11 protein-coding genes are annotated in these 18,494 nt (G+C 72.5%); 5 read left to right on the plus strand and 6 right to left on the minus strand.

Annotation, left to right across the window (positions count from 1 at the left end):
- Positions 1-4: 4 nt before the first annotated feature.
- The 3 genes from ABIA32_RS30805 to eccE all read right to left on the minus strand — a co-directional run bounded on the left by ABIA32_RS30805 (position 5) and on the right by eccE (position 5,212).
- Positions 5-2,965, minus strand: a complete 2,961-nt coding sequence (locus ABIA32_RS30805) for an AAA family ATPase (protein WP_370102664.1) — start codon at positions 2,963-2,965, stop codon at positions 5-7.
- 97 nt (positions 2,966-3,062) lie between these two features.
- The gene (locus ABIA32_RS30810; protein ID WP_370102666.1) at positions 3,063-3,830 is read right to left on the minus strand and encodes a hypothetical protein; all 768 of its coding nucleotides are present in this window, start codon (positions 3,828-3,830) and stop codon (positions 3,063-3,065) included.
- A gap of 5 nt (positions 3,831-3,835) precedes the next feature.
- A complete protein-coding gene (eccE, locus tag ABIA32_RS30815) occupies positions 3,836-5,212 on the minus strand; it encodes a type VII secretion protein EccE (protein ID WP_370102668.1) in 1,377 nt (458 codons plus the stop codon).
- 242 nt (positions 5,213-5,454) lie between these two features.
- Here eccE and eccB point away from each other — a divergent pair, with 242 nt between their 5' ends.
- From eccB to mycP, 4 genes are all read left to right on the plus strand, one after another.
- On the plus strand, positions 5,455-6,972 hold the full coding sequence (gene eccB, locus ABIA32_RS30820; protein ID WP_370102670.1) for a type VII secretion protein EccB: 1,518 nt from the start codon (positions 5,455-5,457) through the stop codon (positions 6,970-6,972).
- A gap of 207 nt (positions 6,973-7,179) precedes the next feature.
- Positions 7,180-7,491, plus strand: coding sequence for a WXG100 family type VII secretion target (locus ABIA32_RS30825; RefSeq protein ID WP_370102673.1), 312 nt, complete (start codon positions 7,180-7,182; stop codon positions 7,489-7,491).
- Positions 7,492-7,554: 63 nt separating this feature from the next.
- Positions 7,555-7,851 carry a WXG100 family type VII secretion target gene (locus tag ABIA32_RS30830; RefSeq protein WP_370102675.1) on the plus strand — a complete coding sequence of 99 codons (297 nt, stop codon included), beginning with the start codon at positions 7,555-7,557 and terminating at the stop codon, positions 7,849-7,851.
- A 128-nt stretch (positions 7,852-7,979) separates the two neighbouring features.
- Positions 7,980-9,212 (plus strand): type VII secretion-associated serine protease mycosin, encoded by a 1,233-nt coding sequence (gene mycP, locus ABIA32_RS30835; protein ID WP_370102677.1) that lies wholly within the window; start codon positions 7,980-7,982, stop codon positions 9,210-9,212.
- Positions 9,213-9,455: 243 nt separating this feature from the next.
- On the opposite strand, the gene ABIA32_RS30840 is transcribed toward mycP, so the two are convergent.
- The 3 genes from ABIA32_RS30840 to ABIA32_RS30850 form a co-directional block, all read right to left on the minus strand.
- On the minus strand, positions 9,456-10,856 hold the full coding sequence (locus tag ABIA32_RS30840; RefSeq protein WP_370102679.1) for an APC family permease: 1,401 nt from the start codon (positions 10,854-10,856) through the stop codon (positions 9,456-9,458).
- 458 nt (positions 10,857-11,314) lie between these two features.
- The gene (gene eccCa, locus ABIA32_RS30845) at positions 11,315-15,280 is read right to left on the minus strand and encodes a type VII secretion protein EccCa (protein ID WP_370102681.1); all 3,966 of its coding nucleotides are present in this window, start codon (positions 15,278-15,280) and stop codon (positions 11,315-11,317) included.
- Positions 15,281-15,377: 97 nt separating this feature from the next.
- Positions 15,378-17,294: an alkyl/aryl-sulfatase gene (locus tag ABIA32_RS30850; RefSeq protein ID WP_370102683.1), complete on the minus strand. Its 1,917-nt coding sequence runs from the start codon at positions 17,292-17,294 to the stop codon at positions 15,378-15,380.
- A 117-nt stretch (positions 17,295-17,411) separates the two neighbouring features.
- Between ABIA32_RS30850 and ABIA32_RS30855 the strand changes: the two genes are divergently transcribed.
- Positions 17,412-18,338 carry a LysR substrate-binding domain-containing protein gene (locus ABIA32_RS30855; protein ID WP_370102685.1) on the plus strand — a complete coding sequence of 309 codons (927 nt, stop codon included), beginning with the start codon at positions 17,412-17,414 and terminating at the stop codon, positions 18,336-18,338.
- Positions 18,339-18,494 lie beyond the last annotated feature (156 nt).

Genomic DNA, 18,494 nt, shown 5'->3' on the forward strand with positions numbered 1-18,494 from the left:
GTCCTTACTGCTGCGGCGGCGGGTAGCCGTAGCCCCACTGCTGGCGCGGGTCGTAGGGCTGCTGCGGCGGGCCCGGCTGCGGCCCTGTTGCGGGGGCCGGGGGTTGCGGGGCCTGCGCCGGGTACTGGCCCTGGCCCGCCGGCGGGAACGGCGGCGGCGCGTAGGGCTCGTTCGGGCGCGGCGGCAGGGGCTGCTGCTGCCAGCCGATCGGCTGCGGCTGGATCCGGGCGAAGTCGGACGCGACGAGTGCGGCCAGGTTGAAGTAGGCCTCGCGGGTCTTCGGCTTCATCCGGTTGAGGTCGACCTCGGCCCCGGCGGCCAGATGCTCGTCGAAGGGCACGACCACGACGCCGCGGCAGCGGGTCTGGAAGTGCGCGACGATGTCGTCGATCTTGATCGTCTTCGAGGTCTCGCGCACGCCGGAGACCACGGTGATGCTGCGCTGGACCAGATCCGCGTAGCCGTGGGCGGTCAGCCAGTCCAGCGTGGTGCTGGCGCTGCTGGCGCCGTCGACGCTGGGCGTCGAGACGACGATCAGCTGGTCGGCGAGGTCCAGGACGCCGCGCATCGCGCTGTAGAGCAGACCGGTGCCGGAGTCGGTCAGGATGATCGGGTACTGCTGGCCGAGGAAGCCGATGACCTGGCGGTAGTCCTCGTCGTTGAACGTCGTCGAGACGGCCGGGTCGACGTCGTTCGCGAGTATCTCGAGGCCGCTGGTCGCCTGCGAGGTGTACCGGCGCACGTCCATGTAGCTGCGCAGGTGCGGGATCGCGGTGACGAGGTCGCGGATGGTCGCGCCGGTCTCGCGGCGGACGCGGCGGCCGAGGGTGCCCGCGTCCGGGTTGGCGTCGATGGCGATGACCTTGTCCTGGCGCTCGCTGGCCAGGGTGGAGCCGAGCGCGGTGGTCGTGGTCGTCTTGCCGACGCCGCCCTTGAGGCTGATGACGGCGATCTTGTAGCTGGTCATCACGGGAGTCCGGATGACCGCGAGCTTCTGCTGACGCTCGGCCTCGGCGGCCTTCCCGCCGAGGCGGAACCGGCCGGCGCCCTGACGCCGCTCGGGCTGCTGGTTGCGCAGCAGGCGGTCGGAGGAGAGCTCGACGGCGGCGGTGTAGCCGAGCGGTGCGCCCTGCGCGACGGGCTGCGCCGACCCGCCCCACGCCTGCGGCGGCGTGGCCCACGGGTTCGCCTGCGGCGGCCCGGCGGGCGGCGCGGGCGCCTGGGCGGGCGGCCTCGGCTGACCCGGGTGAGCGGGCGGCGGGGAGGCAGGACGGTAGGGGTTCTCGCCGTACGGCGGCACCTCGCCCGCGCCCTGCGGCGCGCCACTCGGGTCGATCAACGGCGGCCCGAACACGACGGGCTGCGCGGCGATCTCCGCGGCGGCCCCGGCGGAGTACCCGCCCCCGGCCGCCGCGCCGAACCCGGGCACGCCGGGTGCGGCGGGGGCGCCGGGCGCGCCGAAGGAGGCCTGGCTCCACGGCTCACCGGGCGCGGCCGAGGTCTCGGGCGGACCGAACGGTGCCGGGCCGCTGCTCGCGGCGGGGCTCTGGCTTTCGCCGAAGGGTGTCTGGCCGACGGCGTGACTCTGTTGCCGCGGCTCACCAGGCGCGCCGGGTGCGGGCGGACCGAACGCTGCCGGGCCGCCGCTCGCGGCGGGGCTCTGGCTTTCGCCGAAGGGTGTCTGGCCAACCGCGTGACTCTGTTGCTGCGGCTCAGCGGGTGCGCCGAACGCGGGCGCGGCCGGGGTCTCGGGCGGACCGAACGGTGCCGGGCCGCTGCTCGCGGCGGGGCTCTGCCCTTCGCCGAAGGGTGTCTGGCCGATTGCGTGAGCCTGTTGCTGCGGCTCAGCGGGTGCACCGAACGCCGCCGCGCCGTCGCTCGCAGCGGGGTTCTGGCCCTCACCGAAGGCGGCGGCCGGGCCGGAGGCCGCTTGGTGGCCGGTAGCACTGTGCTGTGGCTCGCTCAGGGTGCCGAAGGCGCCGGGCAGGCCGAAGCCGGGTGCGGTCGGGGGCTGGGGCGCTTCGATCGGGATGGTGCCGCCCGTGGCGGGGGTCTCGCCCTCGGGGGAGGTCCCCGGCGGGCCGAAGGCAGCGGGCGCGCCGAACGCGGATCCGGCCGGGGTGTCAGCCGCGCCGACAGGCGCTGCTTGGCTGTCGGCTGGACCCTGCTGTCGTGGCTCACCTGGTACGGCGAAGCCAAGTGCGGCTGGGGCCTCTGGCGTTCCGAACGCTGCGGAGCCGCCCGTGGCGGTGTTTTGGCCCTCCGGGGAGGTCCCCGGCGGTCCGAAGGCGCCGGAGGTGTCGGCCCCGGCGTCAGGTGCCAGGCCGCCGACCGGGCCCGGCCGGTGCGGGGCGGCAGGCGGTCCGAACCCGGGTGCAGCCGGGGTCTCGGGCGCACCGATCGCCGCGGAGCCGCCGGTGGCCTCGGGCGTGGCCGGGGCTTCGGCCGCAGGCCGGTTGTCGGCGGGGAACGTCGGGCGAGCGGAGTCGCTGCGCGAGCCCGCAGCGGTCGGCGCCGCGTCAGGGGCGGGCGCGGGCGCGGCGGGAACGACCTCAGCGCCGCCCGCGTGCACGTCCGGGGCGGTCCCGAGGGGTGCGCCGAACGTGCCGCTCTGCGCCGGCGTCACCGGGGCCGGAGGGGAAGTCGGCGGCAGGCCCGGCGCAGGCGGTTGCGCGACCGGGGCGAGAGGCGCGGCGGGGGCGCCGAAGGACGTGCCGCTGATCTGCGGCGGCAGGCCGGGTGGGGGCGCGTAGGCGCCGGGCTGCGCGACGGGTTCACCCGCAGGAGCGGGGGGTGACGGCGGAAAGCCGCCCTGCTGGGGGACGGCTGCGGGCGCGGGCCCGCCCACCTGGGGGGCGTTCTGCATGTACCAGGCGGGAGGCGTGTAGTCAGGTGCGTCCGACCACTCCTCGTCCTCGTCGGGCGCTTGGTCGCCCACGTAGACGCCGTCGCGATCGCTCGTCACTGTGCCCGCCCTCTCGTTGGCCTCGGAGACTCACAGAGTAATCGCCTGCCCGGACAGCCCGGGAGCCCCTCCTACCCTTGGCCTCCCCGCCGCGAACTCAGTCGACGCGCCGCGCCTGCCCCAGCACCTGGGCCTCCGAGGCCGTCGGTCCGCCCTGGACGAAGGTGCGGGTGCGGCGGTTGGTCCACAGGGTCACGCCGTCGCCCAGATTCGGCAGCGCCGCCTCCTCCTCGCGTGGCAGGTCGAGGGCGCGCGCGATGAGCGCGGCCTCCTGCGGGGCGACCCGCTGGACGCCGACCAGGTCCGCCGAGGTGAGCAACCGGTCCGCGCCCTCGGCGAGATAGGGGAGCAGCGTGAGCATCGCCTGCCACGGCGCCGCCGACAGCCGGGTGCGCGCCGGACGCGGGCCCGCGTCGCGGACGACCAGGACCGGGCCCGCCACGGACGCGCCCTGCGGCCCGAGCCGGCCGATCGGATGCACGGTCATGCACGGCTGCCCGCCGCCCGCCGCCTGCGCGACCGGGCCCCAGGTCTGCCCGCGCTCGGTCTCGACGGCGACCCGCGCCCCCGTCGCCGCCGCGCGGAGCGCGATCAGCTGGGCCGTCCAGACGCCGCCGACCAGGACCACGTCGTACGAACGCGGCCGGAACAGGCCGAGCACCGCTGGCGCGCCGGTTCCGTCGGTGCCGACCACCACGCCGTCGTCGCCGACGGGCAGGCTCACCGAGCCGAGCTGGTCCAGCGTCAGCACGTGCTGCTCGCGGCGCGGTCCCGGCAGGCCGAAGCCGGCCAGCGCCCGGCGGACGCGGCCTCCCGGACTGGGTGCCTCAGCCGGAGGCTGAAGGGTCTGACGAGAAGTCGGCATGGCCATCAGCACGTCCCCCCAAGCGGAAGCGTCGCGAGGACGCCCGGCACCTGTTCCAGTTCCAGCCGGACCAGGCCGGCCCCGGCGCTGCGCGCGCGGGTTTCCAACTGCCGGGCGGCAGTCGTCAGTTCACTCTCGCCACGGGCGGTGATCCGGACGTGGCCGCTGAGCGCGACCGCGCCCGTGCCCGCCTCGCGCAGGGTCAGCGCGAAGGAGCTGCCCAGGGCCGGGGTCCCGGTCAGCAGGTTGACCAGCTCCGGGGTGCTCTGCGGGTTGAGCCTGGGCCACTGGCCGATCCAGTAGCTGCGGTGCCAGCGGTCGTCGCAGCGCCAGGACTTGGCCGTCTCGGCCGTGCGCCGGGGCGCGCCGCCGTCCACTGAGCCCGCGGCTCCGCGTCCGTGCGTGACGGCGACCGGGTTCGGACAGACGGCGGTGCCGATCGCGGCGGTGATCTGGGCGGCGTCCAGTACCGTCGCGCGCAGGCCGGTCTCGATGAGGCGACTGGCGAGCTGGTCCACCGCGCGCTGCAGGGCCTTGCGGGCGCCGCTCTCGCCGCCGCCGCGTGCGGCGACCGCGCTGCGGCAGAGCTCCGGGTCGAGCCTGACGGCGACCCAGGTGAGCCGCAGCCCCGGTGTGCTGGCGCCGCTCGGCAGCTCCCGGTAGGCGCGGGCGGCCAGCGCCTGCTCGGGCAGGTGCGGCGCGGGCGCGGGCTGGGCGTACTGCACGAGTTGGACGGAGTCGAGCACGATGTCGTCGGCCCGCAGACCCTGCGCGAGCAGCGTCAGCGCCAGCGGGACGGCGCCCGGGTGTGGACGCAGCGGCCGGTCCGGCGCCTCGACCTGGATCAGCGCGCTGAGGAAGGTGCCGTCGCCGACCATGCCGATCTCGCGGCGCTCGCGGCGGCCCACGCCGCCGTCCGCCTCGATGCTGTGCGTGACCACGCGCAGCGCGGGCTCGCACTCCAGCACCGGGGTCAGCACCGGGTCCACGTCGGGGCCGTGAGGTGCGAGGGCGGCGCGACGGATCCGCCTCCGCAGCGCCGCGCGGGCGCGCAGGTTGTCCGCGAGCGAGAGCCCGCCGAGGCGCAGCACCACGGGTACGAGCAGCAGCACGCCGAGCAGTCCGCCCGCGATCAGCGCCATCCGGCCGTGGGCCCAGCCGATCAGCGCGGCTGCGGCGACCGCCTCGACCAGGATCAGCTGGACCAGTCGCACCGGCCCGAGCAGTCCGGGTCGCGGCCGCAGCCGGACCGTCACGTCGCCGGGAGCCGAGTGCCCGGAGGGCACTGCCTGCCCGGCCCCGGCGGGCGCGGTGGGCGACGCGTGCTGACGGCGCGGGTCGGACCCGGGCGGCGCGTGGCGCGAAGCGGTCTGACTGGGCATCCCCCGAGGCTCCCCTTAGGTCGTCTGCTTAGGTCGTCCGCGCGGCTCGCTCGCGTCGGCGAGCGCACTGGCGCGTACGTGGCGAATGCAGCTTCCCGGAAAACCGGCGTGGAGCAAAACCCCGGCCCGGTTGGCTGATCGCAACACCGTACCCGTACCGTACGTACCGCACGCGCGCGGTGTCGTGAGGGGCTGCCGGAGCGCCGTGCCGCGACCATTCCGACGACGGGGAGAGCAAGGGGATGGCTTCACGCCGAAATGAGCTCAGCGCCTACACGTTCGCGCGCAAGCGCACCGTGGCGGCGTTTCTGCAGCCGAGCGGCGGCGGCAGCGTGGAGGACGCGCCGAGGGCGCTGCGCGCCGTCGTGCCCAGTCTGGTGCTGGGCGCCGTGGCGGTCGCGGCGTTCGGCGCCTACGGGATGCTGCGGCCATCGGCGCCGCACGGCTGGCAGAAGGCGAACGCGGTCATCGTCGACAAGCAGACGACGACCCGGTACGTGATGCTCGACGGCGTCCTGCACCCGGTGCTCAACATGTCCTCGGCCCGGCTGCTGCTCAGCGGCAACTCCGGCGTCCAGTACATCGACGACTCGGTGCTCAACTCCCCGCAGATCCAGCACGGTCCGACCATCGGCATCCCCTACGCCCCGGACAACCTGCCCACAGCGACGGACGCCGCCGCGGTCAAGACCTGGGCGGCCTGCGAGCGTTCGGACGCCACCGCCACGGACGGCGTGGCGCAGAAGCTCTTCGTCCTCGGCGGCGCCCAGGCCGCGGTGGTCGCCGGCCACGGCCGGCTCAGGGCCGACCAGGCGCTGTACGTGCAGACGCCCGACGGCAGCAGCTACCTGGTCGACGCCTCGGGCATCTCGCACGAGCTGGTCGCGGACGCCAAGGACGCGCGCAGGCTCGTCGTCGCCGCCTTCGGGGCCTCGGCGGGCATGCCGCAGCAGGTCACCCCCGCCTGGCTGAAGACCCTGGTCGCGGGCGACGCGATCGCGATGCCCCGCGCGGACATCGACGGCTTCGGCAAGCCGTACACCGGGCCGGATGTCGGCGGCAGCGGCTACCACATCGGCGACCTGCTGAAGGTGGCCGACCCGAGCGGCGGCGAGCTGCACTACGTGCTGCTCAAGGACGGTCCGCACAAGATCTCCGACTTCACCCTCGGCCTGGTCGGCGCGATGCACCTGAGCACCGCCGAGACCGACGTCAACCAGTACAAGCTGCTGAACTCCAACCTGGTGACACCCTTCGAGTCAGGGAAGAACTGGCCCAAGGGGACGGTCAGTCAGGCGAACCTCGGGGTCAGCGGTAGCGCGATGGCCAGCTGCGCCGTCTACAGCGGCGCCATGGACGCCAACGGGCCGCAACTCGGGCTCTGGCTCGGGTCGGACTTCCCGGTGAACAAGAACTCCGGTACCGCCGGCGTCTACGTGACCCCCGGCACCGGCCTGCTGCTGCAGGCGGTCAACGGCGGCGTGGGCGGCGGCGGCAAGGTCTACCTGCTCACCGACACCGGCCTGCGCTACCCGGTGCAGATGAACAGCGACGGCAACGGCGCCTCGCCGTCGGCCGCCTCGGACGGGTCGGCGAGCGCCCCCGGATCGGTACCGGGCGCCGGGCAGAGCGACACCGCCGCGGCCCGGCTCGGCTACGGGCAGACGAACCCCAGCCCGGTGCCGCTCGGCTGGGCCGATCTCGTGCCCGCCGGCCCCGCGCTGACGAAGGACGCCGCGGAGCAGCAGCAGGGCTCCTGACGGTCAGTCAGCGGCGCTGCGGCCCGCCAGGTCCGGTGCGGCACTGCTGTCACGGAACTGGGACGAAGCTGTCCACAACCTGGTGTTGGGGGTGTCTGACGGTGCGGCTAAAGTGCTACGGGACATCATCGCTCGGTGATGTCGACCGGGGGCGGTCCGCGCCGGACGCCCGGTCGTCACAGGTCTGTCTCATGGGGGACGGTGCACATGTCGGGTCAGTTCAGGACTACCGCAGATGAGATGCGGGCCTTCTCCGCCCGCATTTCCGAGGTCAACGCGCAGATCCAGCAGGAGCTGAGCTCGCTCAACAACGTCGTCAGCTCGGTCACCTCGGGCTGGCAGGGCGCGGCGGCGACCTCGTACCAGCAGCTGCAGCAGAAGTGGAACGAGGACGCGGCCAAGCTGAACAAGGTGCTCAGCGAGATCAAGGACGCGATCGACAACACCTCGCAGCAGTACACCGCGACGGAGCAGGAGCAGCACTCGGGGATGAGCAAGATCACCTCGGCGCTCGGCTGACGCCGAGCCGTCCGACACTCCCTGAACCGCCACCACCTGCGTGACTTCCGAAGAGGAGACATCATGACTGACCCCGGCCACATCCTTGTCAGTTTCGGCACCGTGTCCCAGGCCGCGTCCGACGTCCGCTCGACCGCCGCGAAGGTCCAGCAGCAGCTGGACGACCTGCGCGCGGGCGTGCAGCGCATCGCCCAGTCCTGGGAGGGCAAGGCGCAGGAGGGCTACCAGGCCCGCCAGCGAGAGTGGGACACCGCCGCCGCGGACCTGCACGCCGTGCTCGTCCAGATCGCCGGCGCGCTCGACAGCGCCGGTCAGAACTACCAGGCGACGGAGAACCGCAACGCTGCGATCTGGGGCTGAACCGCCCCACCACCGCGCCCGACGCGAGACCCGCGTCCGCGTACGTGCCCACGCATGCCGCCGCGCCGGTCCGTCCCTCGTTGGGCGGGGCGGCGCGGCGGTGTGACCGACCCTGGGGGAACCGCACCGTGAACAGGCTCCACCGCAGGGCGCTGGCGGTCGCCGCCTGCGCCCTCGCGTGCACCGCCGTGCCGATCCTGCCGGTCGGCGCGGGCACGGCCGCGCTGGCCTCGGACGGCCAGTGCCACTTCCCGGCGGACCCGATCGCCGGTGACCCGTGGGCGCTCCAGCGGATCCTGCTCTCCCAGCTGCACGCCAAGTACGACGGCCGCGGCGTCACGGTGGCCGTGATCGACTCCGGCGTCAGTGACGCCAACAGCCAGCTCGCAGGCTCGGTCAGGGCCGGGCAGGACTTTCTCCCCAAGACCAATCCACCGGACGGCGGATCCACCACGGACCTGGTCGGCCACGGCACGATGGTCGCCGGCATCATCGCCGCCCGCCCCGACCCGGAGCGCCGTACCGGCTTCCAGGGCCTCGCGCCGGGCGCGAGGATCCTCGCGATCCGGCAGAACGACGGGCAGGGTCACGCCGACGAGAAGTCGCTCGCCGCGGCGGTCGACTACGCGGTCGGCCACGGCGCCCAGGTGATCAACATCTCGCAGGACCTCACCGACCAGAACGGCGCGCCGTACCAGGCGGTCACCGCGAGCAGTCCGCTGGCCGTGGCCGTGCGCAAGGCACTGGCCAAGAACGTCGTCGTGGTCGCAGCTGCCGGTAACGAGAACCTCGCCCTGCCGACCTACCCGGCCGCCCTGCCCGGCGTCCTCGGCGTCGGCGCGTCCGACCGCAACGACGAGCGCGCCGACGGTTTCTCGGAGACGGGCAAGTCGGTGGGCGTCGCGGCGCCCGGCGTGGACATCGTCTCCACCGTCCCCAAGGGCGGCCAGTGCGTCGACAGCGGCACGAGCTTCGCCGCACCCTACGCGGCGGGTGTGGCCGCGCTGCTGCGCGAGAAGTACCCGACCTGGACGCCCGCGCAGATCGTCGCCAGGATCGAGCAGACCGCGCTGCGCACGGACGCGGGCTGGAACCCGTACATCGGCTGGGGCGTGGTCGACCCGGTCGCCGCCGTCACGGACGACTCCCCACCCCAGGACGCCCCGGTCGCCACTCCCGCGAGCACCTCCGCGGCGACCCCGGTCCACGCCCGCCCCCTCGCCGTCGGCGAGACCCAGCAGCAGCGCGACCAGCGCACGGCCCTGTACGCGACGGCGCTCGGCGCCTTCGGCCTGATCCTCATCACCGGCACCGCCACCGTCATCCGCGACACCCGCCGCCGGACGCGCCCCGCGCACTGAGCTTCGGCAGCCGGCCCCGGGCCACCTCGTGCCTCCCGTCGGGCTCCAGCTGTGAGACGCGCGGCTGCGCCAGCCCCTGGCCCCGGCTTTCCACAGCCTTCGGCCGGGAGGCGTCTGTGCGCGCGCCGAGGCTGTGCGCGGCCTCCCGCGGCTACCCCGTACAGGGCGCGACAGCCAACGCAGAGAGCCCGCCCCGCGCGATGCGCGGGGCGGGCTCTGTGTCGTTGCGGGACCGGGGCCGGATCAGGCCTTCTCGTCCTCGGGGACGGTGATGATCCAGCGAGTGTCCGGGCGGGGCCGCAGGTAGAAGACCCAGTAGAGGGCGGCGACGACGGTGATTCCGCCGGTCCACAGCAGGGCCTTGTTGTCCTGCTCGTACATCACGAAGGCCAGGACGGCCAGGATCGCGATCGGCACCGCGGGCCACAGGGGCATCCGGAAGGCCTTGGCCTCCTTGTGGTGGGCGCGGCGCGAGCCGAGCGCGGCGACGGCGACGCATGCGTAGAGCAGGGTGACCGCGACGCCTGTGATCAGGTTCAGCAGCGTCATGTCGACGAAGCAGAGGGCAGCGCCGGGGATGCCGACGGCCAGGGTGGCGATCCACGGGGAGCCGTAGCGCTTGCTCAGGTTGGAGAAGGCGCGGTTGACCGGCTCGGGCCAGGCCTTGTCACGGGCGGAGGAGTAGAGCACGCGGGAGTTCTGGATGACCATGACGATCGCCGCGTTGATGATCGCCAGGGCGATGCAGAGGCTGACGAAGGTGCCGACCGCCGAGTTGCTCCACTGGGTGACCATCGTGCTGATGTCGCCGCCCGCCAGGGCGTCCAGGCTGGGCGCGCCCAGCGTGATCGCGATGACCGGGATCAGGATCACGGCGGAGCCGATGCCGAGGGTCCACAGGACGGTCCGAGGGACCGTGCGGTGCGGCGTGTCCATCTCCTCGGCCAGGTAGACGGCGGTGGAGAAGCCCTGGGTGATGAAGAGCGCGGCCGCCAGGCCGACCACGATCGTCAGGCCGCCGACGTGCCCGCCGGGCAGCTCCGGGTGGACCAGCACGGAGGCCGAGCGGTGAGTGTGGGAGAACCCGAGCACCGCGACCAGACCTGCGGCGATGACCTCCAGTACCAGGAAGATGCCGGTGATCCAGGCGTTGGCGCGCAGATCGAGGAGGCCCATCACGGTGGCCGCGACCATGACGATCGCGCCCATCAACTTCGGGTCGATATGGACGATCGGAGAGAGGTACTGCGCCGTTCCGAGCGCGATCACCGGCGGCACGATCATCACCACCAGGATGGCCTGGATGAAGGCCAGCCAGCCGGCGAAGCGTCCGACCGTGTGACCCGCCATGGCGTACTCGCCGCCCGCGCTGGGCACCAGCGTGCCGAGCTCGGAGTAACACCAAGCGACGCCGACACAGAGAACGATCGCGATCACCAGCGTCAGGGCGGTGCCCGTGCCGAGGGTCGCGAACGAGGCCGGCACGATCACAAAGAGCGAGGACGCCGGGGTCAGACAGGACAGCGTCAGCAGAGTGCCGCCGACGACGCCGATGGAACGCTTGAGCTTCTGCGGCTCCGCTGCCTCGATCGAGGGCGCTGAGTCCGCGATGCCGTCGTCAGGACGGCGCAGAATGTCGGTCATGGGCGTTCCGTTCGGCTCGTGCAACGGTGCAACGGGGGTTTCTGCGAGGGGGAGCGCTATCGCCTCCTGGCGGGTAGCTGGCGCTGTTGTCAGTCGCTCCCTGGCTCAGTCATGGAACCCTGCCGTTAACGAGGCGTCAAGGCGCGTTTTGCTTCGGATTCCGTTGCCGGTTTCGACTATCACAACTGATCTGATGCAGCCTCAGGGTTATGTCGGATATGACGTAAACCTCCCCTTGCCTTCTGATCTAAAGCAAGAGTGAGTTTCGACCTTGCCATTGATGCTAACAGTCGTTAATGATCATGTGATCAAGGCTGCTGGATCGCACCACAACAAAGGGGCCGCCGAGTGACGAAACACTCAGCGGCCCCTTCGGCTGCTTCGGATCGAGCGGTGGGCGGTGCAAACCGTCCGGATAACGATCGCGCTACCTGCCCGCGGCCGGCCCTACTGTCCAGTTACTGAGCAGGCGTCCAGCCCGTCTGCACCGTGAACGAGCCCCGGCGCCGGGTGACCAGCACACCCCGGCCGGGCGGCAGCACCTGCGGGCGGATGTTGCCCAGCAGGACCCCCTCGTCCCGGTCGCCGGAGAGGACGATGCCCTGCGCGCCCAGCTCCTTGAGCCGCTGCATGACCGGCTCGAACAGGGCACGCCCGGCGCCGCCCGAGCGGCGGGCGATGATGATGTGCAGGCCCACGTCCTTGGCGAACGGGAGCACCTCCAGCAGCTGCGACAGCGGGTTGCCGGTGGAGGTCGCGACCAGGTCGTAGTCGTCGATCACCAGGAACAGCTCCGGGCCGCTCCACCAGCTGCGGTCGCGGAGCTGCGCCTGGGTGACGTCCTTGCCGGGGATGCGGCGCTCCATCGAGCCCTTCACGTCCCCGAGGAACGCCTGCAGCGCGGGCTGCGCCGCGGCGTACTCCAGCAGGTGCGGGGAGGTGACGGTGCCGAGCAGCGAGCGGCGGTAGTCGCCGATCACGATCAGTGCCTGCTCGGGGGTGTACCGCTCGGTGATGCCCTTGAGCAGCAGACGCAGCAGCGCCGTCTTACCCGTCTCGCCGTCACCGAAGACGATGAAGTGCGGGTCGGTGTCGAAGTTGAGGTACACCGGCGAGAGCGAGGTCTCGTCCACGCCGATCGCGATGCCGAGCTCCGGCGTCTCGAAGGGCTTGGGCAGCTGCTCGGCGGGGAGCAGGTCCGGCAGCATCCGCACCTGCGGTGCGCGCGGGCCCTGCCAGTTCTCGGAGACCGCGCGCACCATCGCCAGCACGCCGTCCGCCAGGTCCTCGACCTCGCTGGAGCCGTCCAGGCGCGGGAGACCGGAAAGGAAGTGCAGCTTGTCGGAGGTGACGCCGCGCCCCGGCGCACCGGACGGCACGTTCTGGGCGACCTTGCGGTCGATCTCCGACTCCATCGCGTCGCCGAGCTTGAGCTCGACGCGGGTCTGCAGCAGGTCCTTGAGCGCCGGGCGCACCTCGCCGTAACGGTTGGCGGTGATCACCACGTGGATGCCGTAGGCCAGACCGCGCTGCACGATGTCCGCGACGACCGGCTCCAGCGCCTCGAACTCCTGCCGGAAGCTGAGCCAGCCGTCGACGACCAGGAACACGTCGCCGTACTGCTCGTCCGGCAGCAGGCCCTGCTTGCGGCGGTTGCGGAAGGTGGTGACCGAGTCGATCTGCTGGGCCCGGAACAGCTCCTCGCGCCGGTTCAGCACCCCGGCGACCTCGGCGATCATCCGGCGTACCTTGTCGCCGTCCAGACGGCCGGCCACCCCGCCGACGTGCGGCAGGCCCTGCAGGCCGATCATGCCGCCGCCGCCCAGGTCCAGGCAGTAGAACTGCACCTCGGACGCGGTGTGACTGAGCGCGAAGGAGGCGATCGCGGTGCGCAGCAGCGTCGACTTGCCCGAGAGCGGACCGCCCACGACCAGACCGTGTCCCGCCGCCCCGGAGAAGTCCAGGTACATGAGGTCGCGGCGCTGCTCGAAGGGCTTGTCGACCAGGCCGACCGGTACGACCAGGCGGCCCTGCCCAGTGTAGTCGGGCGCGGTCAGGCCGCGCTCGGGGGTGACCGCGAGCCGGCCGAACAGCTGGCCGTAGAGCTGGTCCAGTGCGGGCGCCTCGTTGAGCGGCGGCAGCCAGACCTGGTGGGCGGGCGGGCCCTGACCCTCCAGTCGGTCCACGATCACGTCGAGGACGGTGTCCACCAGTGCATCGTCCTGACGCGGCGCGGCCACCGGCTCGGCGACCTGTTCGTCCAGCGGAAGCAGCGGCAGCGCCACCGGCGAACCGGTGAACAGCACCGGCCGCGCGCGCCGCACCCGCCCGGAGGACTGCTGGGCCCCGCCGGCGCGGTAGGGGCCGGAGACGTAGGCGGCCTTGAACTGCGCCATCACGTCGGTGCCGAACTTCAGGTAGCCGACACCAGGCACCGGCGGCAGGTGGTACGCGTCCGGCACGCCGAGCGCGGCCCGGGACTCGGCGGCGGAGAAGGTACGCAGGCCGATGCGGTAGGAGAGATAGGTGTCCAGACCGCGCAGCTTGCCCTCCTCCAGCCGCTGCGAGGCGAGCAGCAGGTGCACGCCGAGCGAGCGGCCGATCCGGCCGATCTGGATGAACATCTCGATGAAGTCCGGCTTGGCCGTCAGCAGCTCGCTGAACTCGTCGATGATCAGCAGCAGCGAGGGCAGCGGCTCCAGCGGAGCTCCCGCGGCGCGGGCACGCTCGTAGTCGTGGATGTTCGCGTAGTTGCCGGCCGCGCGCAGCAGCTCCTGGCGGCGGTTGAGCTCACCGGTGATCGAGTCGCGCATGCGGTCGACGAGGGTGAGCTCCTCCGCGAGGTTGGTGATGATCGCGGAGGTGTGCGGCATGTCCGCCATACCGGCGAAGGTCGCGCCGCCCTTGAAGTCGGCGAGGACGAAGTTGAGCGTCTCCGAGGAGTGCGTCATCGCCAGGCCGAGCACCAGAGTGCGGAGCAGCTCGGACTTGCCGGAGCCGGTCGCGCCCACGCAGAGGCCGTGCGGGCCCATGCCCTCGAGCGAGGCCTCCTTGAGGTCCAGGATCACCGGCTCGCCACCCGCGCCCAGGCCGATCGGGACGCGCAGCCGCTCGTGGATCGGGCGTGGCCGCCAGGTGCGGGCGGTGTCGACCGAGGCGGCGTCGCCGACGCCCATCAGGTCGGTGAAGTCGAGGTTGGCCAGCAGCGGCTCGTCGTCGCCGCCCGCCGAGACCCGCAGCGGCGCGAGCTGCCGGGCCAGCGCCTCCGCCTGCCAGGCGCTCAGTACGTCGGGCGCGCCGGTGTAGACGGCGCCGGAGGCGGACCGGAGCCGCATCTTCTCCGGGGTGACGGTGATCGCGAGAGCGCCGCGCGGCTCGTCGAGGTCGCCCGGGACGACCTCGATCACGGTGACGCCCTGCAGGCCGTCAGTGGCGGCCAGAACCGACTCGACGCCGACTGAGGCGCCGTCGAGCACGATCACCAGGTGCGGCTGGTCCGGCACCGGCGTCGCGTCGCGGTGGAACCGGGCTCGGCCCGAGAGCTCGTCGTCGAGCAGTTCCTCCAGCTCGTCCAGCGAGGTGCAGATCATCCGCAGCGAGCCCGCGCCGTCCGTCTCGCGCGAGTGCTGGACGTGGGGGAGCCACTTGGCCCACTCCCACTCGGGCAGCGCGCCGGGCGCGGCCGCGATGCCGACGACCAGGTCGTCGGGGGAGTGCAGCGTGGTCAGCTGCGCGAGCGTGGCGCGGACCAGGCCGTAGACGGTCTCCGGGTCACCGGAGACCGTGAGGTGGTAGAAGGCGCGCAGTGAGATCGCCAGCGGCAGGTCGGGCAGGGTGGAGTGCGCCTTGAGGAAGTTGCGCATCGCCTCCGCGGTGAGCGGCTCCAGCTCGTCCACGGGAGCCGTCTGCGGCGGGACGATCCGCGACAGCAACTGCTGCGGGCCGCGTCCGACGCGCACCTGGCCGAAGTCGCCGTCACTGGGACGCCGCTCCCAGAGCCGGCGCCCCTCCGCGACGACCGACCAGAGCTGGTCCGGCTGCGGGTGCAGGTAGAGCTGCGAGTCGCGCTGGAGCTGCGCCGTGCGGCGGACCTGCCTGCGCAGCTGGGTCAGGTACTTGAGGTAGTCGCTGCGCTCGTCGTCGACGCTGCCGCCGCCGCCCTTGCGCTGCTGGTTCAGCTGGGCGACGGCCATGGCCACCGTCGAGGCGACCATCAGGCCGCCCATGACCTTCATCATCATCGCCATGCCGGGCATGAAGAAGAAGGCGGCGGAGCCGGCTGTCGCCAGCATCGGCAGCATCGACTGCCACCAGGCCCCGTTGTCGTCGCGGGGGAGCTCAGGGGGAGACTCCATCCGGACTTCCTCGTTCGGCACCGCCGGCGGATAGGCCCTGGGCGGTCGCTTGACGGTCACCACGCTCAACTCGGCACCAGCCTCGTCCTTCGTCCCCCGGTAACCGTCAGGCGCTTGCGCCCGCGTGGCACCGCTGTCTGTAGGCGGCGATCCTATCGGGACTCGGTCATGGCTCGATCACGGGGAAGAAGAGATCGAACGTGACCAGAAGATCGAGCAGTTCCGCGATCGATTCCTTGCGCCCCTCGTGCACGACGATCGTTCGATCGGCCAGCAGCTCGTCCAGCGCTGACGGGTCGTCCGCGACGCGCGCGAGCCCCGCGCGGGTGAGCGAGACGACGGCGTCGGTCGCGCCGGTGACGCGGGTGCTGTGGTGCAGCGTGCCGTGGGAGAGCTCGACGAGATGGGTGCTTCCGGCGTCGTCGAAGCGGAGCTCCAGCCGCAGCGCGTGCCGCGCCGCCCGTGGGCCGTCGAGGCGGACCGCCAGGTAGTCCAGCAGCATCGAGCTCGGCATGCCGCGCAGCACGTCCGGCTGGATCGGATTCCGCAGGCCGGGCAGCTTCGGAGTGCCCTGGCGCAACTCCAGCGCGCCGGTGAGGTAGAAGTCCCGCCACGGGCCCGACTCGGCCTGGTAGCCGAGCTGTTCGAGGGTGTCCGCCTGGAGCAGCCGCGCCTCCTCGTTGGCGGGGTCCGCGAAGACGACCTGGTTGACCGCCTCCGCCACCCAGCGGTACTCGCCCGCCGCGAAGTCCTCGCGTGCGCGGGCCAGGACCGCGTCCGCGCCGCCCATGTAGGAGACGTACTTGCGCGCCGCGTCCACCGGCGGCAGCGGATGCAGATGCGCCGGGTTGGCGTCGAACCAGCCCAGGTACTTCTGGTAGACGGCCTTGGCATTGTGGTTGACGGTGCCGTAGTAGTCGCGCAGGAAGAACTCGTCCGCCAGGCCCGGCGGCAGCTCAAGCTCCTCGGCGATCTCACTCGCGACCAGGCCCAGGTTGGCCAGCCGCATCGACTGGTCGTGCAGGTAGCGGTAGCCGTCGCGCTGCTTGGTCAGATAGTCGGCGATCTCGGCCTCGCCCCAGCGCGGCCAGTGGTGCGAGGCGAAGACGACGTCGGCGGCGGGCGCGTAGTCGCGCAGCGCCTCGTCGATGTAGCCGGACCAGGCGAGGGCGTCGCGGACCTCGGCGCCGCGCGGCGTGTAGAGGTTGTGCAGCACCGCCGAGCAGTTCTCGGCGAGGCAGAGCGCGCGGTGGTCGGGGAAGAGAAAGTTCATCTCCGCGGGCGCCTCGGTGCCCGGCGTCACCTGGAAGACCATCCGCACGCCGTCGACCGTCAGCTCCGTGCCCGTCTCCGAGATCGTCTCGGTCGGCGGCACCAGCCCCCAGGTCCCGCCCGCGACCGCACGGCCGAGTCCGGTGTCGACGTGGCCGCGCTCGCCCTTGGGCAGCAGCATCCCGTACATGAACAGCGCGCGGCGGCTCATCGCGGTTCCCGCGATGACGTTCTCGCTGACCGCGTGCTGCAGGAAGCCCTCCGGGCCGATGAGCCGGACCCGGCCGGACGCGACGTCCTCGTCCGAGACGACGCCGCGGATGCCGGCGAAGTGGTCGACGTGGCAGTGGGTGTAGACGACGGCGGTGACCGGTCGCTCGCCGAAGTGCGCGTCGACGGCGGCGAGCGCGGCGGCGGCGGTCTCGGCGGCGGTGAGCGGGTCGATCACGATCCAGCCGGACTCGCCCCGTACAAAGGTGATGTTCGCCAGGTCGTAGCCGCGGACCTGATAAATCCCCTCGGTCACCTCATACAGCCCGTGCGCGGCGTTCAGACGCGCCTGCCGCCAGAGGGAGGGATTCACCGTCTCCGGAGCCTCGGGCGTCGCCGCGAGCGCGCGGCTCGCGGTGAAGTCCCAGGCCGGTACGCCGAAGGCGTTGAGAATCGCGTCCTCCTCCGTACGCGCCAGCAGGCCGCGCTCCGCGCGCACGAAGTCGGCGGTGTCCGCGAGGGGGAGCCGCGCTGCGAGTTCGGCGTGCGCCTTGCGGGTGGCCTCGGTCGCGCCCTTGGGTGCGCGCGGGTCGGTGCTCATCGTGCTCCTTCGCTTCGCGGGGAAGTGGCTGCGTTCAGTAAGGCCGGGTGATCACCTCGCCGTCCAATACGGACTGAGCACCGGACCGATAGGCCACGCCTATGGGACGCTGGACGGGTGGACGCCCGACAGCTCGACTACTTCCTCGCCGTCGTCGAACACGGCGGCTTCACCCGCGCGGCGGACGCGCTGCAGCTGGCCCAGCCCTCCCTCTCCCAGGCGATCCGCGCGCTGGAGCGCGACCTCGGCGCGAAGCTTTTTCAGCGCGCCGGGCGGGGTGTGGTCCTCACCTCGGCGGGCGAGGCGCTGGTCGCGCCGGCCCGGCGCGTGGCCCTGGACCTGATCGCCGCGCGGGAGGCGGTGGCCTCGGTGGTCGGCCTGGTCGCGGGCCGGGTGGACCTGGTCGTCCAACCGGCCGCGGTCGACGCGGCGGGCGAACTCACGGCCCGCTTTCGCCTGCGGCACCCGGCGGTGACCGTCCGCCTGATTGAGCCGCGCCGCCCCCCGTACCTGACCCGCGACCTGCGGGAGGGGGACGCGCAGCTGGGGCTGTCGTACCTGCCGGTGGCGGAGAGCAAGGGGCTCGTGGTCGAGCCGCTGCGGGAGGTGGAGGTGGTGGTGGTCCTCCCGCCTGGGGCTCACCGCCCGGGGGAACCGATGGCCGTGGACGAGCTGGCGGGAGTGCCGCTCGTTGTCGGAGCTCCGGGCACGGCCTGGCGGGAACTGACGGACGGTCTCTTCACGGAGGCCGGGATCACGCCGACAATCGCGGTGGAATCAACCTTCCGTGAGGCGATCACCCCACTGATCACCTCCGGCGGCCTCGCCGCGCTGGTGCCTGCGGCGCTGGCCCCGGACGATGCGGTCATCCGCCCGCTCAGTCCTCCGGTTCGCCGCACCCTCGCTCTCCTGCGTCGTCCCGGCGTTCTCCCACCAGCAGCGGAAGCCTTCTTGCACACGGCGAAGTTGCACCTCCAGGGGCGCGAGGAACTGCGCGACAAGCCACCCTCCCCCAGCCTTCGGCCGGGGGTGCCCCCCTGGTAGCGCACCGAACGCGCAGGGCCATCCGCACAGGGTGGTTGTTCGCGCGCGCAGTTGATCAAGCAGAGCCCCGCGCCCCTGGAGGTGCAACTGCGCCGTCTGCCGACAGTTCTCCCTGCGCTCCTGAGGAGTTGCCCTACCGAGCCGTCTGGCCACCGT

Origin of the sequence: Streptacidiphilus sp. MAP12-20 (assembly GCF_041262525.1) — a bacterium.
Classification (GTDB): Bacteria; Actinomycetota; Actinomycetes; order Streptomycetales; family Streptomycetaceae; genus Streptacidiphilus.

Coding starts and splice junctions, on each gene's coding strand:
- ABIA32_RS30810 (WP_370102666.1), bottom strand. CDS start 3,830: ATGCCGACTTCTCGTCAGACCCTTCAGCCTCCGGCTGAGGCACCCAGT.
- ABIA32_RS30825 (WP_370102673.1), top strand. CDS start 7,180: ATGTCGGGTCAGTTCAGGACTACCGCAGATGAGATGCGGGCCTTCTCC.
- eccB (WP_370102670.1), top strand. CDS start 5,455: ATGGCTTCACGCCGAAATGAGCTCAGCGCCTACACGTTCGCGCGCAAG.
- ABIA32_RS30850 (WP_370102683.1), bottom strand. CDS start 17,294: ATGAGCACCGACCCGCGCGCACCCAAGGGCGCGACCGAGGCCACCCGC.
- ABIA32_RS30840 (WP_370102679.1), bottom strand. CDS start 10,856: ATGACCGACATTCTGCGCCGTCCTGACGACGGCATCGCGGACTCAGCG.
- eccE (WP_370102668.1), bottom strand. CDS start 5,212: ATGCCCAGTCAGACCGCTTCGCGCCACGCGCCGCCCGGGTCCGACCCG.
- ABIA32_RS30830 (WP_370102675.1), top strand. CDS start 7,555: ATGACTGACCCCGGCCACATCCTTGTCAGTTTCGGCACCGTGTCCCAG.